This is a genomic window from Paenibacillus contaminans (assembly GCF_003285015.1).
GTDB lineage: Bacteria > Bacillota > Bacilli > Paenibacillales > NBRC-103111 > Paenibacillus_V > Paenibacillus_V contaminans.
Genome location: NZ_QMFB01000004.1, coordinates 288,475 through 310,740, shown reverse-complemented (window position 1 = coordinate 310,740; position 22,266 = coordinate 288,475). Strand labels below are relative to the sequence as shown.

Sequence of the window (22,266 nt, the reverse complement as noted above, 5' to 3'; positions counted from 1 at the left end):
TTTTCTTTTTTATCGGAACATATTCTTGTCAAAAACGAATGACAAGAATATGTTCCGAATGCCGATTTGTGACAAGAATATAGTCCGATTGCCGAACACACAAAAGTATGATGCAGAGGATGATGTGATTCACGAACAAGAATGTTATCAGGTGTCAAGAGCTGGCTCATCCCGAAGAACAATTGGAAATGGGTGGAGGCAATTTGATGTGGGCCAAAATGGTATTTTTCTAAGGGATTTGAATACTTACAAAATCTGATTTTTTGCCCGGAATGTTTCTTTGTTAATTTCAAACTTTTCGAAAAAGTAATCAGCTAATAGATCCTTATGCTTGTTCGTTTCCCGGTAGTTCAATTTTCATCCGACACAGCCGGTAAAAAGATCAGCTATTTGAATAAATGGACTTGAGTAAGATTCAATAGATCCAAATACAGACAGTTCAACATGTCCATCGTATCGAACTTTAAAACTCTCTTGAAGGCTTAATTTTAGACTTTCCATAAGCAACTTATCCTTTCCGTCTTCTTTGTCTTTAAACACGTTTAGTGTCCTTGGTAAAGAACTTCTACCTTGTTCCAGTCGAAAGGATAATAGTAGTTCAGCAGGAAGTTAACCCAGTCCCGGCGGCGCGTTTGGAATTCGATAATATTTTGAATTTGTGTCAGAATTGTTGATTATGCATTCACGTGTTGATATGATGGGCACAAACGAGCAATTCTTAAACGACTCGGTGTAGCATGGTCACGGATTCAGGTAATAATTTAGGAGCAATGCAATAAAATCAGAGGTGAAAGTGATTGCGACGAAGAAGCGCGTTTTTTGAACAAAGATTCAGCGATTTGCAGAACGATATTCGCGAAGCGATTATGGACGGCAGCTTGAAGCCGGGCGATTATACTTTGCCCGAAAATACATTGAGCGAGCGGTACGATCTGAGCCGTTTTTCCGTGAGGAACGCACTAGCTCAGCTGGTGAAAGACGGGTACATAGAGAAAGTTCCAGGGATCGGCAACCGCGTGAGGGCTCGAGAGACGAAGCAGGTAACGGAAACGATCTGTTTGTCCTGGTTCGAGTCTTCCCATGAACTGCCGATTATCAAGGAGATAATCGGGCTTTTCGAATCTCGGAATCCTCATATCCGGGTGAAATTGATGACGCTTCCGGAAGGGGACTACGTCGGATTCCTGAACCAACTGCTGGAGATGAACAGCGGGCCGGATGTATTCCATGTGTCGGATTCGCATATTCGCGCGCTTGAGCGGTTCGGCAAGCTGGACATGCTGAAGCTTTTTCGAAGGGAAGAACGGGATGTGCAGGAGCACAGTTACCCGGCTGTATTCGACATGTTCACGCTTCGAGAGGAGCTAAGAGCGATGCCGTTCGCTTTTTCGCCGGTGGTGGCGGTATGCAATGAAAAACTATGGGCCGAATCGGGCGTAGACCCGGAGCGGAAGCTGGGAAACTGGAGCGATCTGCTCGAAATTGCTCTGCAATGCACCAAGCAAGGTCAGGACGGGATGGTCGAGCAATACGGTTTCTGTTTCTCTACTATGATGCAGCGCTGGCAACTTTTTGTGTTGCAAAATGAAGGACAATTGGTGTCCCGTGAACATAATCAAATGACGTTTACTCACGAGCGTGTTGTAGAGGCATTGGAATTTTGCGTGGATTTAATTTATAAGCACAAGGTGTCTCCCATGTTTTCCGATGGCGTTCCGAGATTCGCGGAAAAGCTGTTCGCCGAAGGGAACGCCGCGATGATTCTTACCACATATTATTACATGAACCAATTCCGCAATCGACAGCTTCAGTGGAAGGTGCTGCCTGCATTCGGCCAAAGAAAAAAGGGCGCCTTGCTTATGGGCAGCGGAATTGCCGTCAACAATTCAGGTTCCAACGTTCCATTGGCTGAACAATTGGTCGATTTTATGACGGGCCTGGAAGCCCAGACTTTGTTGAAAAAGAATGGATGCACGATCCCGATGCTGAAGTCGGTGGCCGAGGATGACAGTTTGCTCAATCCGGAAATTCATCCGTATAACTACAATTTGTTTCGGGAGATTTTGCCTTTTGCCGCGACTTTGTGGGACATGGGGCTGAAGCCGTTGCAACTTGTGCAAATATCCAACGAGCTGCACTATGCCTGGGCCGGAATCAAGAAGCCGCAGCAAGTTTGCGAACGGATCGACGAACTGTTCCGTATATAAAGACCAATAAAAGACCTTGTTGATGCAGGTTGCTTGAAGTACATTTTTATTGACATGGAAGCGCTTTATTCGCGAGCTGGAAAGGAGGGCGACATGCCTTTCGCACTGAAACGTACATGTATGTTCCAGTGCGGCAGAGTCAAGTGTAATGAGTGAGGCGAAGCGACAGGCAGTGTTTTGAAACGTACATGTATGTTTTACTCTGCTTTTAAACGTACATGTACGTTGGTGGTGGATTCCATAAAAAGAGAGGTGGATTCATATGCGTTCGGATTACAGCAAACCCCGTCGGAATCCGTTATGGCGGCATATAAGCTTAATGGTGATTGTAAGCCTGTTGATGACGACGCTTCCCGCGCTGTCCTCGGCGGAGGGCACGAGCGAAAGTTCCGAAGGCGCCCGGCCGGTCGAGTATTTTTTCAAGGATGTGTTCCCGGAGGAGGCGGGGGACAGCATACAAGCGGCGGGCGAGTTGACGGATACGCCGCGTCTTGCGAAGAGTGCCGCTTACGGCGTAAATATAGCGGCCACGGCGAAAAACCAGTACCGCGACTTTACGTTCCAAGTCGCGGAGGCGGGGCGTTATCGAGTATCCTTCCAAGGCTACCTGTATAAGAGTGCGGCCATCGGCCAACTCCAGTTAAATGGCGCGACGCTGGGAACTTACGATTTCTATGATCCTGGCAGCTTGATGGGGCCGACCGTCGAGTTGGATACGGTTGAACTGGGAGCTGGGAGCCAGACATTGCGGATCAAGGCGATCGGGCTGAATGCCAACGCCACGCCGAGAAGCAACTTTTCCATGTACGCCAACAAGCTGATTTTGACGCCGGTCACATTGGAAATGACTGCCACACCGTCGAAACGGGTACTGTTACCGAATGAAACGGCTCAAATGCAAGTGTCTGCCGCGATGTCCGACGACAGTGCGATGACGGATACCGTCTACGGATTTTCAAGCTCCGATCCGCAGGTTGCTACGGTAAGTCCGGATGGGCTGATCACAGCTGTTTCGGAGGGGGAGACGGTCATTACCGCTACTGTGCAGGCCGGGAACCGAAGCGCTTCCCGAACGGCAACGATCTATGTGGCGAGCGGCGTTCCTGAGCCGGCGACTTACGATTTCAAAGAAGTGTTCTCCCCGGAAGGAAGCATCAGCATGGTGGGCAATGCCGAGGACGTACCGCCGATCCGGAAAAACAGCGCTTACGGAGCGAATATAGCCGCAACGGCTCAAAATCAGTTCCGGGATTTTACGCTGATGGTCGATCAACCCGCGTACTACCTGGTATCCTTCCAGGGCTACCTGTACAAGAGCGCGGCGATCGGCGAGCTTTCGCTGGACGGCGAGAAACTGGGCACCTACGATTTTTACGATCCCGGCAGCCTGATGGGACCGACGGTCAAGCTCAAAACGGTATTTCTGACCGCCGGAACCCATACGCTGCGGATCAAGGCGATCGGACTAAACCCCAGCGCCGCGCCGAGAAGCAATTATTCCATGTACGTTCAATCGCTGACTTTAACCCCTATGTCGGGGGACAGCACGCTGGAGCTTACCGCCGCTCCCGCCAAGTCGCTCCTGCTGCCTGACGAAATGACGCAGATGCAAGCAGCTGCAACGATGTCCGATGGAACGGAGATAGCCGAACGGGTATTCGAATATTCAAGCTCCCAGCCGCAGGTTGCGTCGGTGAGCGCGAATGGCTTAATTACCGCTCATACCGCAGGCAAGACCGTAATCACCACGACCGTTAGAGCCGGCGGCAAGACCGAAGTGCGGACGTCTACCATCCAAGTGACCGCTCTCCATCTTCAGCAGGTCGAAGTGACGCTCCATCCGAGCGTATTGTATATGAGCGATAAAGCAACAATCTCGCTCTACGGAACATTGTCCGACGGGTCAGCTGCCGATTTGAGCCATCCAGTCGCAGTCTACTCAAGCGAGGATGAGACGGTAGTAGCCGTGGATCGGAATGGGGTTACGACCGGCGTTAAGCCGGGCAGCACCGTCATTCATGCCGCGGTAACGTTCAATGGCGTGACGGTGGAAGGTTCCCTCGACGTTGTCGTTTCGATAAAACCTCTCGAATCAGTTGAGCTGGCACCTGCAGCGTCGGATTTCCGGGTCAGCCAGTACGCCAAGGCTTCGGTAAAAGGCACAAACCAGGACGGGACACCCGCCGACTTAAATTACGCCGAGGTTACCTATTCGAGCGATAATCCGTCCGTCGTCGCAATTGACATGTATAAAGGCTATTACAAGGGTCTGGCCGAAGGAGAAGCTGTTCTGACCGTAACGGTCAAGCAGGGGAACGTTACCCGCACGGCCGACATGACCGTAGTCGTCCATCCGCTGACAAGCGATAAGACGAGATCCACCATCTATACGCCGCAGAAGCTGGCGAATGCCCGCCACAATATCGAGCGTTACGATTGGGCTCACAATCTCAGGGACACCGCAGTCGCCACCGCTGAATCTTATGCGGCAATGAGCTACGATTTTTTGTGGAACCTCGTGCCGCCCCAATCGCTGCCGAGAAGCTACGGCGTCAATCAGGCGCTGGGCAGTCCGGTCAGCGGAAAGGAAATCGACAAGTACGGCAATTATCCGTACCTTGCGGACCCGGTGAACGAACCGTGGAAACTGATCGATCCGAGCGCCAAAGACGATAGCGGTAAAAATTATCGCTTTCCTACGAACGACTTCGGGGCGTATTACCAAAGCGGTCTTGATGAACGTGGCATTTTTCGCCAGGAGCTAGCAAACAAAAGTTTGCTCGTCAATACGCTATACCCGGAGAAAGGCCCGACATGGGGTGTGGACGACGGCAACGGATGGGTAGATGAGAACGGCAACCGCTATACGTTTATCGCATACTATACGCATTGGTATTTGTGGTACTCTACGGGCCTCATTCATAAAGCGATCAACGCTTTGCGCGACGCTTATATTTATTCGGGAGACGTACGTTACGCAAGGTCAGGCATCGTTCTGCTCGACCGTATCGCCGACGTATATCCGGAGCTTGACGCTTTCGCGTACAATCCGGCCATTTATTTGCAGTCCGCACAAGGAACGGGTGGAGGCAAGGCGGTGGGCTCCATTTGGGAGACTACGCTTGTGAAGGATTTTATCAGCGCCTATGACGCCTTCTACCCGGCGATGGACGATGCGGAGGTCCTTGCATTTTTGAGCCAAAAGGGCGAGCAGTATAAGCTGTCCTATAAAACCTCCGGCACGGGGCTCAGACGAAACGTGGAGAGCGGCATCGTCAGACAGGTTTACCCGGGTATCCAAACCGCCCGAATTCGCGGAAATGTAGGCATGCACCAGAGCGCTTTGGCGGTCGCCGCCGTCGTACTTGATACGCTGCCTGATACGAAGACGTGGCTGGATTTTAACAATCAGGCAGGTGGACTGGTTACGAATCCTTACAGAGTCACGGGAGGCAATTTGCTGGCTTCGCTGGTGAACGCTGTCGACCGTGACGGCCAGCCGGACGAAGCAGCGCCAGGCTACAACCGGTTATGGCTGGGCAATTTCCTGCTGGTGGCCGATGTGTTGTACGGCTATGACAAGGTTGCAGCAGCGGATTTATACGAGAACGTAAAATTTCGCAGCATGTTTTCCGCTATGCTTCCGCTTCTGCTGTCCGAGAACTATATGCCCTCAATCGGCGACTCGGAGATCACTGGAAACCCTAGCTTGACGGGACTGGATAAAATGCAGCTGATCCGGGCTTTCGAAGTGTATGAAGAGCCGCTGTTCGCACAGGCCGTACACTTTTTGAACAACAACAGCACGGCAGGTCTTCATGGCGATATTTTCTCGGCGGAGCCTGGGCAGGTCGCTCAGAAAATCGAGGCGGCGATCGAAACGATGGGACCGTTGGAGCTGGGCAGCACGAACCTGACGGGTTACGGATTCACCGGACTTCGCAGCGGGACGAATGATAAGAGTCAATATGGCATTTCCTACTTGTTCCCGCAATTGCATGTGACCGGAGCCTCCACGTCTTACAAGACGTTTGAAGCTTCCGGGACGGTACAGCTTGAGGCTTCAGCGCCCGGCCAATCGATAGGCTTCTCGTTCGCGGTAGAGCGGGATGATCGGTATCATGTGATGCTAAAACCGTTTCGTGCTTCCTCTTACGGGATTTACAACGTGTATCTGGATGGGCAATGGGTGAAAAAGATCGACTTCTTCGGGTCATCCAAAGATATGGAGCTGTTAGCCGAGCTGCCGCTGACCGCAGGCACACATGTCATTTCCTTCGAGAACGAAGGCAAAAATCCGCTCGCTAGCCTGTACAAAATGGGCGTTACCGAGCTGAAGCTGCTGACGGCGCTTGAATACGACAAGGTCATGGAACAGCGCAATACCCTGCGCGACACTTGGCTGTACTACGGTCGAAATACCGGTCACGGCCATCGGGATACGTTGAACTTGGGGATGCATGCGTTTGGACTCGACTTGGCTCCCGATCTCGGGTATCCGGAGTTTGCCGACAATGATGATATGCATAGGCATCAATGGGTGAATAATACCGTCAGCCATAATACGGTTGTCGTCGACGCGAAGAAGCAAGGGAATCAAATTGTCGGACTGCCGCTTCATTACGACGATTCCGGCTACGTGAAGCTGGTCGATGTGGAAGCACCGCGTGTATACCCCCAGACGGAAATGTACAGGCGTACAACGGCGGTAATCCAAGTAGATAATGAAAATTCGTATTCGGTCGATTGGTTCCGGGTGAAGGGCGGTAACGACCATACGTTCAGCTTCCATTCGGCGGACGGAACCGTCGTGACCGAAGGGTTGACCTTAACGCCGCAGCCGACCGGCACTTATGCCGGGCCGAATGTGGAATTGGGTCAGCGTATTGACGACGTAGCCGGAGCCGCTTATGCAGGAAGCGGCTATCACTGGCTGAAGGATGTCGAGCGCGATGCCGACCCGGGCGAGCTGTTCAGCGTCGATTGGAATGTCAAGGATACGTGGAATGTGTACGGAAATGGAGCCGGCGCGCTAACAGATGTTCATTTGCGGCTGACGATGCTTGGACCGGTCGACGATATCGCGTTGGCGAACGGTTTGCCGCCCCGAAACAAGCCAGGCAATCCGCCAAGTCTCCGCTACCTGTTGGCTCACCGTGCAGGAACGAATCTGGAAAGCAATTTTGTATCGGTCATTGAGCCGTACAAAGGACAGCGTTTCGTCAAGAGCATCAGTCCACTGGTCGTCAAAGCGAACGGAGTGCCGGTAGCCGGCGAAATGGAAGTTAAAGCGGTCAAAGTGGAGCTGACCAACGGCAGAACGGATTACATCGTCAGCGCCATGAATCCTGAAATAACGTACACGATCGACGACAAAATCGAGTTCAGAGGATTTTTTGGGATGTATGCCGAGAAGGACGGCAGGCAGGTGTATGGCTACGTCAATGACGGTTCGCATATTGCGCCGATCGGCGCTTCGCCGGAGATGTCTCCGGGGAGAGTGACGGGAACGGTAACGGATTTCACGAAAACGTTGAGCCTTGCCAATCATATCGACGTCCGGATGGATTTGTCCGGTTTGCGGATGGAGGATCTTATAGGCAAATGGCTCTATATCGCCAATGACGGCATCCGTAACGCTTCGTACGAGATTAAAGGCATATCCTCGCTCGGCGGCGGCGATTACCGGCTCGACATAGGCGATTTGACGCCGATCCGTTCTTATGCGAACAGCGGAAACCTCAGCTTAGGATTTATTTATGATTTTGCCGCAGGAGCAGCGTTCGTGATCCCTCTGCCGTCCGAGTCGTTCCTTTTGCAAACGGAGGCTTCCGTTGCCGGGGAACAGCATAACGGCTGGTACACAAGCGACGTTTCGGTTCAGTTGAACGTATACGGCAGCTCTTCTTCGTCTGAAGCGAGGACAACATACAGTCTGGATGGCGGGCAGAGCTGGAATTCGTATACCGCTCCGATCGTCATCCAGGCAAGCGGCGAGCATACGTTGTCTTTTCGTTCCGAGGATGCGGAAGGGAGAACGGAACCCGTGCGTTCCATCTCCGTCAAAGTGGATAACGATGCGCCCGTTACTGTCCCCTTCGTTACAGGGGTTAAGGGGAATGGGGACTGGTATGTTTCGGATATTCAACTTGCGTTGAACGCCGCCGATTCCCATTCCGGAATCGAGTCCACGCATTACGGATGGTCCGTAACGCAAAGCGTGTATGGCCAGGGCGGAATGGAAGGCGAGGAGACCGCGCCATACGGCGCTCCGATTACCGCCGGCGAAGGACGATATACGCTGCGGTACCATTCGGTCGACCGGGCCGGAAACGCGGAGGCGGAGCAGACGCTTGAGATCGGCGTCGACAAGACGGCCCCTGCATTCACGCTGCTGGCAGGCGGTGAAGTGTTGTCGAATGGAGCTGTTGTAGAAGATAGCCGTCCGGTCGTACTGACTCTTCAGGCGACCGATGGCCTATCCGGCTTAGCTTCGCAAGGGATGACAGTCGACGGTCAAGCGTATCAGGAAGGGATGCCGCTGAATTGGGCCGGTTTATTGGGTACCCATACGATCGGCATATGGGTTGAGGATCATGCCGGCAACCGGATACAGGAAACGGTAACCGTTCAAGTTGCGACAAGCCCGGCTTCCATCACGCAGCTCATTGACGCCTACGAGGCGGTGGGCGAGCTCAGCCATGCCATTGCTTCGCAGCTTCGCAACAATATGATGCAAGCCGTCCATCATTGGGATGCCGGCCGGACGACGCAAGCACTGAAAAGCTTGGACGATTTCATGAAGCATATGAACAACACGGCGCATCAGAACCAAATTTCCGCACAGGCGAGAGCCGCTCTGACAGCGGATATCGGGTCTCTGCGGCAAATGTGGGAATAACGATTTATACCTGATTTACAGGGGGAAAAACGCCCGATGATCGTCTGATCATCCGGGCGTTTTTTGTTGTCTAGGAAATTAAAGGGGGCGATTCCTGCGGATAATGGGGGATCAAGTTGATTGAACGGGCAGGATACTGGCATTCGATAAATGGCACACTTAGATGCCTTTTTACTGTATTGTCACAAAAGTATCCTCTTCATTGTCTTCTATGATATGAGGATGGGGCAGGTATCTTCAAAAATGTGAAACAGACAGGAGGTAAGTGTATGAGAATCTTTGTTGCAGGAGGATCCGGGGCAGTAGGCCGGCAGCTTCTTCCGAGGCTGCTGCAGGTAGGTCATGAGGTTGTGACAATAACCCGCAGCGAGCGTAATGCCCATGTTATGAAAAGTATGGGCGCTCACGTTTTACTAGCCGATGTGTTTGACCGGGAAGCCATCATTGCGGCAATGGCCGAAGTGCGGCCGGATGCGGTTATCCATCAACTCACTTCTTTAAGCGATATGAACTTTTCCGAGACTTCCAGGATCCGAAAGGAAGGTACTCGAAATCTGGTCGAAGCTGCCCAGGCAGCAGGGGTAACTCGCATCGTCGCGCAAAGCATTTCGTGGGTCTACGAACCGGGAGATGGGCCGTCAACCGAGAATATTCCTTTGGATTTGAACGCACCTGAGCCCCGGATTAGGATGGTAGACGCAGTCGCTACGTTAGAACAAACCGTTACGGCATTACCGGAGTATGTGATTCTTCGTTATGGAATATTTTATGGGCCGGGAACATGGTACGAGCGCACCGGGCATATAGCTGAACAAGTGCTGCGAAAGGAAATGCCGGCAACCGATGGGATCAGCTCCTTCATTCATGTGGAGGATGCGGCGAACGCGGCTGTGCACGCGCTTGGATGGCCTTCCGGACCGGTCAATATAGTGGATGACGAGTCTGCATCCGCAGTACAATGGCTTCCTGTCTATGCGCGTGCACTGGGGGCGTCTGAACCCGATTATATACCGAGCATGGAACGTGGCGTATATAGATGATATTTTAGAACAATCGATATCTGAAATTGCAAACTTAATTGCTAAAGAGTTTTCATGGATGATTGATGATGACCATGGACTGAACTAATGGGTAACGATGCCGGCACTATTGGCAGCTTGTTCCGCTATACGGGCAGTTATGTGGAATACCTGCGTGTAAGTGGAGTTGATAAAAATTGAAAAAATGGCGAAACTTACTACCTAATCACTTCGTCTGTAAATTATTGTAATAAAAAAAGGGGTGATGAATTTTGAAAAAGTTTGTTTTAGGTCTAATTTGCGGAGTTGGTTTGACAGCTACGACTGCTGTATATGCCGCAGACACTATTCAAGCATACTTATTTCCAGCGAAATTCGAAGTGAATGGACAAAACAAAGAAATCGGCAGTGAATATACGGTATTGAACTATAACGGTCATGCATATGTACCTGTTCGTTTTGTAGCTGAGTCCATGGGTGCTCTTGTTAAATATGAGGACACGACCAGAACGATTTCAATTGAACAAACGAATTTAAGCAAAAAACTCCCCTTGGATAAAGACTTTCTTTCCTATGCTTCAGAAGGCAAAATCAAAGGAATTGAATTTGGAATTATGTCCTCCAAAAATGAAGTCATGCAAAAATGGGGGGAGCCTCAAAAAACAGGAAGCTGGCAAACGCAATATTCTGCATGGTTTGATTATTATTATTTCTTTGGTAATTCGGATAATAGTGTCAGCGCAATTCGAGTAGGCGGAGATACAGTGAAATATACAGTTGATGAATTGAAAAAAGTTATTGGTGAGCCAATACAAGAAGGATTAAACGACATTGAAAGCGGATGGTATCTGTATTATGAGGCGGGAGATAACCAAGTGTTCTTTAATGCGGATAGTAAAGATGGCGTAATTAAATATCTAACATTAAAAAAGAAATAAAACGATAACTATAGTGCATTCATTGTGCTAACGGGTACGATAGTTGAAAGAAAAATAAGGAGGATGGAACAATGAGTTCCTGGGGATATAGAGTTATCAAAAAGAAATGGAATGATGATTTTACATCCTTTGCCGTATGTGAAGTTTACTATGACGATGACAATAAACCAACTTCTTGGATTTGGGATAAGAACGTAATGAACAGGTATTCTTATGATGAACTATTATCCAACATTGACCACATAAAACAGGCTTTTGATAAACCAATACTCGAAATAGTTGGTGATGATGAATTTTTACAAGAAATAAGCCTTGAAGATATGAGCAATGATTCAACTAACGGAGAACGCTAGTGTGGGGCTGCCGCAAGGGCAGCTCTTTTTTTGATGTTCATTGAAGTAACGGGCAGTAAAGTTCGAATCTGAAAGAAACTTCTTCAAGCCGTTAGCACTGTATCGGGAACGCTATGAAACCACCAATCCAAACGAAACGAAAATGGAAATGTAATCCAAAATTTCGGTGGGGGTACCCCCACCCCCTGAGAACCATTTATCATCCATCGTTCCGATGGATAACCTACCTAAAACCAAATACACAAACTTCTTGACGCTCCCTAACGAATTTGTTCTATAACGAAAAACAGACCCTATCACCACTTTAGGAGGACTAGAAAGTGGTGAACAGGGTCAAAGGGACGGCTACCGCATCGATACTCAGAATCCGGCTGTGGCAGCGCTTAGCTGTCAATCTGCCGTTTTTGGCGAACCGGAAACTCCAGCGTAACGCATGTCCCTTTGCCTAACTGGCTAGATACTTGCAGCTTTCCTTTATGCGCATCCATGACTTTCTTGACATAGTACATGCCCAGTCCGAAGTTGCGTCCGGATTTCGTTTTAGTGGAATAAAATGGTTCCGCAATACTGGCAAGCTGTATCCGATCCATCCCTTTTCCCGAATCGGTAACGGATAGAGCGACTTTTGTTTTTCTGCACAGCAATCCGATCTCGATCTTGCCGGAGCCGTCCATTGCTTCCAGGGCATTGTCGATAATGTTCGTCAAGCATTCGATAACGAGCTCTTTGTCGATCTGGACCGAAACGGACGTTGAAGGGATCAGGAAGATCATATTTGTCTGCAAGCTGAACGGGGCTGCGACTTCCTCCGCAATCTTCAGCAAATCATGGGTTTCTGGCTTCAGCGTGATTTTGTTCCTCATCGTGTAGGACAGCTTATCCATCATGCCGAGCAGATGATCGTTCGCTGACAGCAAATAGTCCAATTGCCTTTCGGCATCCTCATAGTTTCCGCGTTTCAGACTGTTTCGTAGATTGAGCGCGTTTAGTTTGACTTTGCCTGCGGAGTTTTTGAATGCGTGCTGCATCATTCTCGTTCCGATTTGTATTTTGCCGGACATGTTTTCGCGATTAACGCCCAGGAATGTATGGTTAAGGTACAAGGTGACTACCAACAAGGAGCTGAACAGTAACAGGATGGAGAGATAAATCAACAGATTCGCGTCTAAGTGGGTATACCAGCCATCGCTTTGATACAAGATCAGGGCGGTTTCGGGCAACAGGTAGATGGCGGCGGTTCCCAGATGGCGAGGAGCTTTCGGCCAATTTCTTTCCTTGAACAGCACATAGAGGAGCAGCAAAACCGAGCAACCGGCGTAAGGAACCCCCCATGACAAAATAAAGGGATAATTCATCACAGGCTCCGTAATACCTTCAATTTTATCGTTCCAAATGGAGATCCAAACCGGCATGGATAATATCAAGTTGAGGATTTTGTTCGAAAATCCGGCGTAATTCAGAAAAAAGATGAGAATGGACCAATAAGGAACCGAGTGAATCGTGTTGTTCAGCTTATCGGATATCCATATGAGCGTTTCTACCCGGATCAGTGGCATGCCGTTGTCTGCGAAGTAGGGGATCGCAATACGTTCAAGCGCTACTTGCAATCCGCCCAAGCCAGCACACAAAAGCGTGACGGCGCCCCAGAAAACGAGGTTGCTTCGGCGATGCTTGGCCAGCAAATAGACGCTGATCGGCACCATGATGCCAAACACAAGCAAATAGATCACGGCGATCATCGTTTCGTCCCTCCCCCGCCGCTTTCGCGCGCCGTGATGCAAAAGTCATATAGAAGTGTCTCCCTTGTTTTACCATGAAAAGTTCATATTGGGCAATCTGTTTGTGTTTATTTACCGAAACATATCCGGAAATAGGAATGGCCATACGAGCACAGGGAGCTGTGGTCTCGTATGGCTATGGAGCATGCTGTGAATGCGCTTTGCTTCCGGTCACCTCGCGGGTTCCTCCTGTTGCCAATCTACAACTGCCTTCTCTTGTACTTCCATAGCTTATACCAAATCCGGTCCTCTTCGTCCTTAAAAATACTGATGCCAAGCAGTTTGAGCGGTGTCCATATTTCCTTGAAATAGTAGTATGGCATTTGATCGTATCACGCTCCGAATGGGTCTAAAGTTATATGCTGACAGATTATGTCGATGGGTATATCCTACTATCCTGACTGCCGCCTGGCTAGTGGACAATATTTTGTCTACCGGATATTAAAATGCGTGAAATGGAAAAATCACCATCAACTGCCATGATGAACGGGCAATGGATGGTGATTTATAGGGGGCGTATCAAGGTTTGTCTAGCAAGCCCCACTTCAAGCATTTGTCCGCCAATTCCTTGCTGGAGCCGGACCAATTGAACTTTTCCAGCAGTCTGCCTACCTGCTTCTTGACGGCGGCTAGGCTGACACTGTTCATTTGTGAGATTTCTTGCTGTGTCCGCCCTTGCCCAATAAGCCGCAGCAGCTCGGAGTCGTGAGGGGTGAGCAGTTCTTTCTTCTTGTCGAATACAAGCTTTCGTAAGCGGCTGCCGTATTTGGACGTCTTGTTTTCCAGCGATTCGGCAATGACATTGGGCAACTGCTCGAAGTCGTTCTTGTAAACAAAATCGTACGCCCCGCTCAAAAACGCTTCATAAAACACTTCGTCATCGTAATCAACCGAACTGAGCATGATCACCTTGACCGCCAGATGCTCATACGCAATGTCCAATGCAGCATCGAGGCCGGTTCCGGACTGTTCCCCAAGCATAATGTCCATCAGCACAACGTCGATTGCGGTATTTTGAAGAGCAGTCTGGCATTCTTTCCTGCTGGAGACGCAGCACACGATCTCGATTTGCGGATGACCGCCCAAAAAATCACATATGCCGCGCTGCCATTCGATATCGTCTTCGACTAGCATCACTTTGATTTTGTCGATACAGCGCCACCTCCGTTTAATCATCATGATAAGGGAATCGCTCGGGAAAACAAGTGGATATTTCGTTGTCTACCTCACTTCGTGAATATACTTCGTGAGTATGGTAGTTTAGAGGTCGGGGGCTTCTCGGCTCTACATATTTGACGGGACTTTATCCGGCATAAACTCTTTCATAACAGCTTCTAGGCAGGCCTTGGATTTAAAGTTCGCAATCGAGAGATATCCGTCACCTTTCTGGTGACGGATATTGTTTTATCTATGTCCTGTGATTTGTGCACCTTGTAATAATAATATAATATATTGTCATTTTAACATTATAAACAGTATGACCCCTTATGTATCAAAGGTTTTAATATGATGTGTCATCAACGCTGATCCTTTCTTTAAAGAAATGCTTCATTATTTATTTGGTTTGTTCAATTTACGGCCAATCATCAAAAACCGAAGGCAATACTGTTAGATCAAGCTGACAGCATCCAGGGCAGCTCACTAAGTAGTCGTTAGTGCGGTTCGATACAGAAAAGAGCAGATGGTTTATGTCACCGAATTTCATTACCGTACTCCTTTTCATTGGAGATAAATAGATCCTTCTTCATAAGTTTATTCACTCTGTTTCTGGGTTATCATCCAATTTCCTCGAAGTTCCGCTTTCCTGCAAACCTGCCTGATGATGTTTATTGCACTATCGTCCTCAGAATCCAATACAACGTTTCAGTGTCAATTAGTGCAACAAGCTTTAATGTTAGAACTCCATCCTAAAATTATGAGCGTCTTGAGAGAAGGGTATCAAACAGATTTTCTCTTCATAGATGCTTTGTGCTACCGATAATAAAGTCGGATCACCATGTATCTGAATTCATGATAGAAGGAATAGTCATAAAAGGTAATAGCTCTGAAACAGTACAGCTTACCTTTCGGGCGGATCGAACAAATGGGTATAGAGCAGATGGTTTGAATGTTATTTCTAGGCAACCACGCAATTGATGTTAGCATGAAGTTAACGGGGACAATAGTGAAATGAAGCAGATTGCAGCGGCAGTCCGCTTTTTTTATGGCCGAGAGTACTTCGGGGAAACACAAGGGACAGATTGTGCTTTCTAAAAGGGGCGATGCTACGCTGCTAAAATATCTGTATCTGGCTACGCTCCAACTCGTTGGAAATCATCCTGTGTTCCGTCAACTGCATGTGCATAATGTTCAAGTCTAGCAAATGAAAAAGCAACAGTCGGTATTTACACTGCTTGGAAAACTGGCACGAATCATCATCGGCATTGTTGGGCGGGGAGAGACTTTTTCTCCTGAAAAAGCTGCCCCTACATGCATTCAAGCTGCATAAGACTGATTAAACGATCACATATATTGACTCATTCGTGGGATTTTACAAAGAAAGCACGGAGGACCGAGTTCGTACCCGATAAGGGCTCAGACCCATCAGCTAAACGCTATCGGTCTCCACGCCTTGGATAAGTGTAACGAAGGAATGTAAGGGCATAGACCCGTAGAGCCGTGGGATGGTAAACTACCAGGGAGATTGTGGAGAATGCGTGCAGTAAACGAATAACTTGGGGAAAAGTTCCAAAGCGTACGTTTCTTTTATCTTCCCATGCCCAACTTGGGGACCGGACGGGGATGTCGACTTCATTTTCTAAGATCTATGCATTCCAAGGTGACGAAATCCTGCGAATGACTGAGTTTACGTGAGATAAACCCTTAAAACCGTGGGACGGGTACGATAGCTAAATAAACCGCCTTGTATTTAAGCCGGTTTTCCATTTTTGATGAAAATACAAAATCAACAAGCGCTGGACTGCGTAACATACCATAAGTCTGGAACATCTTCCTTTATTGGACTTAGTAAAAGAGCTTGAGAATATGGTAATTCTCATTATTGATGTTGTAGAACGTTTGGAGAACTGCAAGGAGAATCAAAATTCGAAGGATCACTTACTTTTATTGCGTGATTTAAATGGTTACGTCCAAAAATATGCTAGGAATAAGGCCAAAGAATAAACGATGCATAGGAGGTAATCGTATTGGATATTTGTGCTAAGTGTGGTGCTGAACTTTCTCAGGAGAATACATGCGAATCGATATTCAATGAATTTATGGCACTTGAATTCACTGATCCTAGCTACGGGCAAGTGCACTTTCTAACTGTTGCCTCGTACATGGTTCAACATGAAGGCTACAGCGATGATATGTATGTCTGGGTGCAATCCGCATTACGGAGGCATCTGGAGGAAGGTTACCCCACGGAGTTAATTCGTCAAGATATGGCCATAGGACCAGGGAGCACCAAGGGTATTCGAAGACCATTGAATGCAATACCACAACCCAAGGTTGCTTGGACCATGACGATCGCCGATGTTGCCTCACAAATGCATGACTCCGATAGTTACTTTAAGCTCATAGAGCAGTGGGGTCGTACTGCACTGAAAGAAATGGGTCCACTGGTTACGAAAAGGAATGATTAAACTATCGGATACAAGAGCTCAATAAATACATGACGGAAGCCGGCCAGAGAATGATCGGCTGCCGTTTCTTAACCGGAGGTTAGTTGAAAATCAATTGACGCCAATGTAGTGTTAAAATTAGAAAATAAGCTTATTATTCTCGTTTGTTATTACTAAAAAAGGAATTGAAAACATGGGGGGTTATCTATGACACATATTGGATTAATAAGGCATGGTATTACAGATTGGAATATTGAAAAGCGAGTTCAAGGTCAAAGTGACGTGCCGCTTAATGAGATTGGTAGAAAACAAGCACGTGCTCTAGCGGATCGATTGAAAGGCGAAGAATGGGATTACATTTTTTCAAGTGACCTTTCCCGTGCTAAAGAAACAGCAGATAATTGATGTATATACGACTAGATGATCTCGTACCTCAAGACCACACCCGGAGAAGGATACCGCCGAGGGCGTCATGAAGGCAATACCTGAGCTTCGCAAAGCAGGTTTTCACTTCGTACAGCAGGGGACCTAAGCGTTGGCGGCTGGCTACCCTACTCAAATTCGTCCATCAACAACGATGATACTTCATGATTTCGGCTTGCCAAACGCGCAAAGTACCCCAAGAAAGGACGGAGCGACTCCGCGGACTTCACGTCCATAAAGCCAGTCGCGCATATGCCATGCTGATACGAACGTATACGCCAAAAGCGCCATTGTCAGGTTTTGTGGATTATTTCTGGTATTTTGAAGGATATGCACCACCTCATTCGAAGGAGCTTTCGCTGCCTGATGGTTCGATTGAACTCGTGATCAACCTGCATGACGATAAGATTAAATTGTTCGACCGAGAGTATAAGGACCCGTTGCGGACATACGGCAGCTCTGTTATTTGCGGGCCGCATTCCGAATATTTCATTATCGATACTTCCGCAGAGACCACAGTTTTGGGCATACATTTCAAACCGGGCGGCATTTCCCCATTTCTTAAAATGCCAGTGAATGAACTACATAATACGCATGTTTCCTTGGATGCACTGTGGGGCGCAAGCGCCTATGATCTGCGTGAGATGCTGCTTCAATCACAAACGGTGGTTGATAAGTTTCGAATACTTGAAGCAAATCTGATCAAGCTGGCTTCCCGACCACTGATACGACATCCGGCAGTAAGCTTCGCACTTAACGAGTTTATGCGTTTGCCGCATACAAGACCCCTTTCGGATGTGATCGATCAAATCGGTTTAAGTCAACGGAGATTTATTCAGATTTTTAAAGAAGAAGTGGGGTTGACGCCGAAGCTCTTCTGTCGCCTTCGTCGTTTTCAGGAGGTATTGAATAGATTAGACCGCACGAAGTGCGTCAATTGGTTGGATGTTGCTATCGCTTGCGGATATTATGATCAGATGCATTTTATTAAGGATTTTCAGGCTTTCTCCAGTCTTAATCCTACTGATTATTTCTCGGCGCAAGTCAGGCATCACAATCATGTTGCGGTCCATAACTAAAGGGTCAATTTTTTACTATACCCTCGTTTGAGGGGCGGTTAAAATTGTGAAAAAAGAGAGGTGGATGTAAATGGTTAATGTAACCCCGTTTCTATGGATCAAGAACACTGCGGAGGCGATTGAGTTCTACAAGAAGGCTTTCGATGCCGTAGAGAAATATCGCTTGACGGAGCCGGAAGGCAAAGTCGCTCATGCTGAAATTGCAATCGGCGGAGCTCTCATACAGCTCGCTGGAGAATATCCCGAATACGGTATTTTAGGGGCGGAAACGATAGGCAACACAACGGTCGGTATCCATCTTTTGGTCGACGATGCAGATAAGTTGATCCATCAGGCGGTTGAAGCTGGAGCGACAATCGTTAATCCGATAGCCGATCAATTCTACGGTGAACGAGCGGGAAGTGTGAAGGATCCATTCGGACATTATTGGATGATCTCAACCACACTTGAAATCTTGGAACCTGAGGAAATACAGAAGCGATTTCTCGCCATGTATGTGAGTTAAGCTGGTTACATAAATAACTTAATAAAGATAAATAAACAGAGCAGGTCCGCGTAACCTGCTTTGTTTATTTGTATCCTTGTAGAACAAATGGGATGAGACCATAATTTATATAGATTGAACGAAAGATTTCGTTCCTTTTTTGTAGATAGGGGGATGCTTGTATGGATTCTGTTGTGATTAAAAATCTCTATGATCAAGCAATACTTCAAATTATTGACATGGATTGCTCACCATTGCCGAATGAGAGGGACTCGATTTACCTCAATTTTTATCGTTTTTTTCGCGATACATAGGCTGTGCTGTTCTTGTCGTCGACGATGAACTCGGCTGTCGGGTGACAAGAACTTAATCTCATTAAATGCCGCGTAAATAGCGGCTTCTTGTGTTTATGGGATAAAGTTCTTGTCAAAACCATATAATGCACATTTTCGCTAAATGTGATGCTTGCGATAGTCTCCGGGCGTTAAGCCCGTATGTTTCTTGAACGTTTTATTGAAATAACTTACATGGTTATAGCCCACTCGGGAAGCAATCTCGGTCACATTGAGGTCGGTTCCTGCCAGGAGCTCCATTGAGGCTTGAATACGAGTGGCGGATAAAAGCTCAATATAGGATTTCCCTTTCACCAGCTTCAACATATAGCTGAAATAGGAGGGCGACATCAACGCTTTGGACGCTACCTCTTCCAAATGGAGATCCTCATTGTAATGTGTCACCATATAGTTGATAGCTTTATAAAAAGCGTTCCGATGGTGGGTTACCTTTTGACGCTCTTGCTGACTTTGAGTATGCGAATAGCGCTTATATTGCCTGCAGGTAATGACGAGAAGCTTCAGCAGTTCCGCTTTGATTGCCAACCGATAGCCTTCTTCTTGTCCCTCCCATTCGGTGAGAATAACGTTTAGCAGGTTTTCGACCACGGATTGAGTGGGAGGGGGAAGCGTCATTTTGGGCATCAGATCGGCTTCAGAAATAAGAGGTCTGATATAGGCGAAATCAACAAACGTTTGAATGTGCGCCAGATCCCGAAAACTATCGTGAATCGCATGGGGCATAAAATCCACCTGAATCATGACGAAATCCATCGCATCGCGGGGGTCCAACCGATGTTCGTGAAAGGGCGGGATCGAGAAGAGATCTCCCTTAGTCAACACATACTGCCGGCCTGCCGCCCAATGAAGGCAACTGCCGGACAATAGGTAGCACAACTGCAAATGCTCGTGTGCGTGAAGGGAGCGATTCATCGAGTGCGGCCTGCGGATCTCGATTTTAAAAGGAAATGACTCGTCGAGCATGTCTCGGTAAGCATAGATCGGATAATCAGACATCAATCATGTCCACCGCCATTATCATAAATTCTTCGTCTCTACTGATAATGGTACACGGATTCGCAACATTGTTCAAAGTATATGTGGAAAAGGGATGGCTTCTGTTCCCACATGACGGCGGGAAGCTTCCGGAATTCAGTTCGCATAAAAGTTCAGTCGGTTTCGCGTAAATGTACAAAGAATTCGCGGAAAAAGAAAAGCGCTCGCGAAACCGGCCTGCCATAATGGGAATGAATCTAAGTTATCATTACGGAAATGGGGAAAGCGGCATGCAGCGTTTAGCCTTCAGTACAATCCCGTGTGACGGCTGGTCTTTGGACGAGACGGTGGATATGGCGAAGCAATACGGATTTCAAGGTTTGGAGCTCAGGGAAGGGAATGTTTGGGGGATCTCTGTCGAGATGACAAAGGACGAGAGAAGCGCTGTTCTGAGAAAAGTGGAGGAAGCGGGGCTGCGCGTTATTGATATCGGTTCCGGCGTTTGTTTGACAGGCAGCGAGGGGGATGCCGCGCAGCTTATGCATTTTTGTAAGGTGGTTTCCTTGGCGCAAGATTTGAAGGCTAGCGGAGTGCGGATATTCCTCGGTTATTTCAGAAACCGCAGAGACGAACAGGTTCCGGCTATACCCTATGCAGAGCTTGTAGCGTACATCCGGCAAGCTTGTGATTATGCGGCGACAACTGGCGTGCAGGTATGGATCGAAACGCATAATGAGTTTTCCACGGGCCGGGCACTACGCACGCTGCTGGATGATGTGGACCGTCCGAACTGCGCTGTCATTTATGATCTGATCCACCCTCTGGAAGAGGGGGAATCGCCTGCAGACACCCTTGCATTACTGGGATCGCAGTGCGTTCACATTCATATAAAGGACGGCGTTCCCTTCGAAGATCAGATGGAGCTGAACTGGAAGTATACGAAGGTTGGCGAAGGGAAGATCCCCGTCGCTTCAATAGTAGGCATGCTGGAAAGTGCAGGTTATACAGGTTATTATTCGTTGGAGTGGGAAACCAAGTGGCGGAAGGAACTGCAGGTTCCCGGCATGGAGCCTGCGATCATTTTTCCAGCCTATGCGGACTTTATGCGTATGATCCTTAAATCTCTTAAGAAATGAGGTTTGCACATGAAAACGTTAGTGACGATCGCCGATGCCGGACTGCGCGGCATGTTTTGGCAGGAGCCAGTGCTGAGCAAGCTGTTGAGCTTCTCAGAGGTTGATTTTATTCCAATAAATGAAAGGTTTACAAGTGATCATTTGGCTAATCGAATAGGCGAGTACGATGCTTGCATCACTTCCTGGGGTTCGCCCTTTTTCACTCCGGAAGTGCTCGCGCGTGCCGAGAAGCTGAAGTTTATCGGGCATGGGGCTGGCAGCGTAGCGTCCATTGTCAGCGAGGACGTGTTCTCCGCGTCGATTGCCGTCACCTCGGCCAATCGAGTGCTGGCGCATTCGACTGCAGAATGTGCTATAGGTCTAATGTTCGCCGGTGCGTGGAACTTCGCGGGCTACAGCGCCAGGCTTAAACTGGGCCAGTGGAGCGGCAATAACCGAGAAACGGTTCTCGGTGTGACGCGCAGAGTGATCGGTCTTGTCGGCTTCGGCGAAATTTCCAGGCAGGTGATCCGAATGCTGCAGCCTTTTAGCGCCCAAATCCTGCTGAGCTCCAGTTATTGCACGCAGAAGGAAGCGGACGCGCTCGGCGTAGAGCTCTGCGGGTTGAATGAGCTATTCGAGCGCAGCGACATTGTTTCTCTCCATAATACCTGGACGCCTCGTACGCAAGGGATGATCGGGGAGGAGCAGCTGCAGCGGCTGCGGGATGGCGCACTCTTCGTCAATACGGCCCGCGGCCCGATCGTGAAGGAAACGGCCCTCTTGGAGGAACTCCGCAAAGGCCGCATACTTGCCGCTTTTGACGTGTACGACCAGGAGCCGTTGCCTGTAGATCATGAACTGCTGACCCTGCCGAACGTTCTATGCTTGCCGCATATCGGCGGGTTCCACGGCTTGCTGAAACGGGGACTCTGCGATTTCATCGTGGACGAGCTGCACCGTTTCAGCACAGGGGGCGAGCTGCTCGGGCGGGTCTCCTTGGATCACTACCACAGATTAACGCCAAGATAAATAA

At 48.6% G+C, this 22,266-nt stretch carries 14 protein-coding genes and 1 pseudogene; 11 read left to right on the top strand and 4 right to left on the bottom strand.

The window, feature by feature from the left end; all coding sequences use genetic code 11:
• Positions 1 to 797 precede the first annotated feature (797 nt).
• The 5 genes from DQG23_RS10060 (at position 798) to DQG23_RS10040 (ending at position 11,418) form a co-directional block, all read left to right on the top strand.
• On the top strand, positions 798 to 2,207 hold the full coding sequence (locus DQG23_RS10060) for an extracellular solute-binding protein (protein WP_113030687.1): 1,410 nt from the start codon (positions 798 to 800) through the stop codon (positions 2,205 to 2,207).
• Positions 2,208 to 2,469: 262 nt separating this feature from the next.
• Complete coding sequence (locus tag DQG23_RS10055) at positions 2,470 to 9,108, top strand: Ig-like domain-containing protein (protein ID WP_113030686.1); 6,639 nt, start codon at positions 2,470 to 2,472, stop codon at positions 9,106 to 9,108.
• Positions 9,109 to 9,377: 269 nt separating this feature from the next.
• Entirely contained in the window at positions 9,378 to 10,148 is a 771-nt protein-coding gene (locus DQG23_RS10050; protein ID WP_113030685.1) for an NAD-dependent epimerase/dehydratase family protein, read from the top strand.
• Positions 10,149 to 10,399: 251 nt separating this feature from the next.
• Positions 10,400 to 11,065, top strand: coding sequence for a stalk domain-containing protein (locus DQG23_RS10045; RefSeq protein ID WP_113030684.1), 666 nt, complete (start codon positions 10,400 to 10,402; stop codon positions 11,063 to 11,065).
• Between the two features lie 71 nt (positions 11,066 to 11,136).
• Complete coding sequence (locus tag DQG23_RS10040) at positions 11,137 to 11,418, top strand: hypothetical protein (RefSeq protein WP_113030683.1); 282 nt, start codon at positions 11,137 to 11,139, stop codon at positions 11,416 to 11,418.
• Between the two features lie 383 nt (positions 11,419 to 11,801).
• Here the strand turns inward: DQG23_RS10040 and DQG23_RS10035 are convergent, their stop codons facing one another.
• The 3 genes from DQG23_RS10035 to DQG23_RS10030 all read right to left on the bottom strand — a co-directional run bounded on the left by DQG23_RS10035 (position 11,802) and on the right by DQG23_RS10030 (position 14,375).
• Positions 11,802 to 13,157 carry a sensor histidine kinase gene (locus DQG23_RS10035; RefSeq protein WP_113030682.1) on the bottom strand — a complete coding sequence of 452 codons (1,356 nt, stop codon included), beginning with the start codon at positions 13,155 to 13,157 and terminating at the stop codon, positions 11,802 to 11,804.
• A gap of 239 nt (positions 13,158 to 13,396) precedes the next feature.
• A complete protein-coding gene (locus DQG23_RS43410; RefSeq protein WP_272949041.1) occupies positions 13,397 to 13,519 on the bottom strand; it encodes a hypothetical protein in 123 nt (40 codons plus the stop codon).
• 196 nt (positions 13,520 to 13,715) lie between these two features.
• Positions 13,716 to 14,375 (bottom strand): response regulator transcription factor, encoded by a 660-nt coding sequence (locus DQG23_RS10030; protein ID WP_113030681.1) that lies wholly within the window; start codon positions 14,373 to 14,375, stop codon positions 13,716 to 13,718.
• A 2,006-nt stretch (positions 14,376 to 16,381) separates the two neighbouring features.
• Between DQG23_RS10030 and DQG23_RS10025 the strand changes: the two genes are divergently transcribed.
• The 4 genes and pseudogenes from DQG23_RS10025 to DQG23_RS10010 all read left to right on the top strand — a co-directional run bounded on the left by DQG23_RS10025 (position 16,382) and on the right by DQG23_RS10010 (position 18,808).
• The gene (locus DQG23_RS10025; protein ID WP_113030680.1) at positions 16,382 to 16,822 is read left to right on the top strand and encodes a DUF5946 family protein; all 441 of its coding nucleotides are present in this window, start codon (positions 16,382 to 16,384) and stop codon (positions 16,820 to 16,822) included.
• Between the two features lie 186 nt (positions 16,823 to 17,008).
• Positions 17,009 to 17,200 (top strand): annotated as a pseudogene (locus DQG23_RS10020) (histidine phosphatase family protein); the annotation flags it as partial.
• A gap of 281 nt (positions 17,201 to 17,481) precedes the next feature.
• Positions 17,482 to 18,303 carry a helix-turn-helix domain-containing protein gene (locus DQG23_RS10015; RefSeq protein WP_113030811.1) on the top strand — a complete coding sequence of 274 codons (822 nt, stop codon included), beginning with the start codon at positions 17,482 to 17,484 and terminating at the stop codon, positions 18,301 to 18,303.
• A gap of 70 nt (positions 18,304 to 18,373) precedes the next feature.
• Positions 18,374 to 18,808, top strand: a complete 435-nt coding sequence (locus tag DQG23_RS10010) for a VOC family protein (protein WP_113030678.1) — start codon at positions 18,374 to 18,376, stop codon at positions 18,806 to 18,808.
• A 431-nt stretch (positions 18,809 to 19,239) separates the two neighbouring features.
• Here DQG23_RS10010 and DQG23_RS10005 read toward each other — a convergent pair whose 3' ends face one another.
• Positions 19,240 to 20,136 carry a helix-turn-helix transcriptional regulator gene (locus tag DQG23_RS10005; protein WP_113030677.1) on the bottom strand — a complete coding sequence of 299 codons (897 nt, stop codon included), beginning with the start codon at positions 20,134 to 20,136 and terminating at the stop codon, positions 19,240 to 19,242.
• A gap of 269 nt (positions 20,137 to 20,405) precedes the next feature.
• Here DQG23_RS10005 and DQG23_RS10000 point away from each other — a divergent pair, with 269 nt between their 5' ends.
• Both DQG23_RS10000 and DQG23_RS09995 read left to right on the top strand, forming a co-directional pair.
• Complete coding sequence (locus tag DQG23_RS10000) at positions 20,406 to 21,251, top strand: sugar phosphate isomerase/epimerase family protein (RefSeq protein ID WP_158560380.1); 846 nt, start codon at positions 20,406 to 20,408, stop codon at positions 21,249 to 21,251.
• Between the two features lie 9 nt (positions 21,252 to 21,260).
• Positions 21,261 to 22,262: a hydroxyacid dehydrogenase gene (locus tag DQG23_RS09995; protein ID WP_113030675.1), complete on the top strand. Its 1,002-nt coding sequence runs from the start codon at positions 21,261 to 21,263 to the stop codon at positions 22,260 to 22,262.
• Positions 22,263 to 22,266 lie beyond the last annotated feature (4 nt).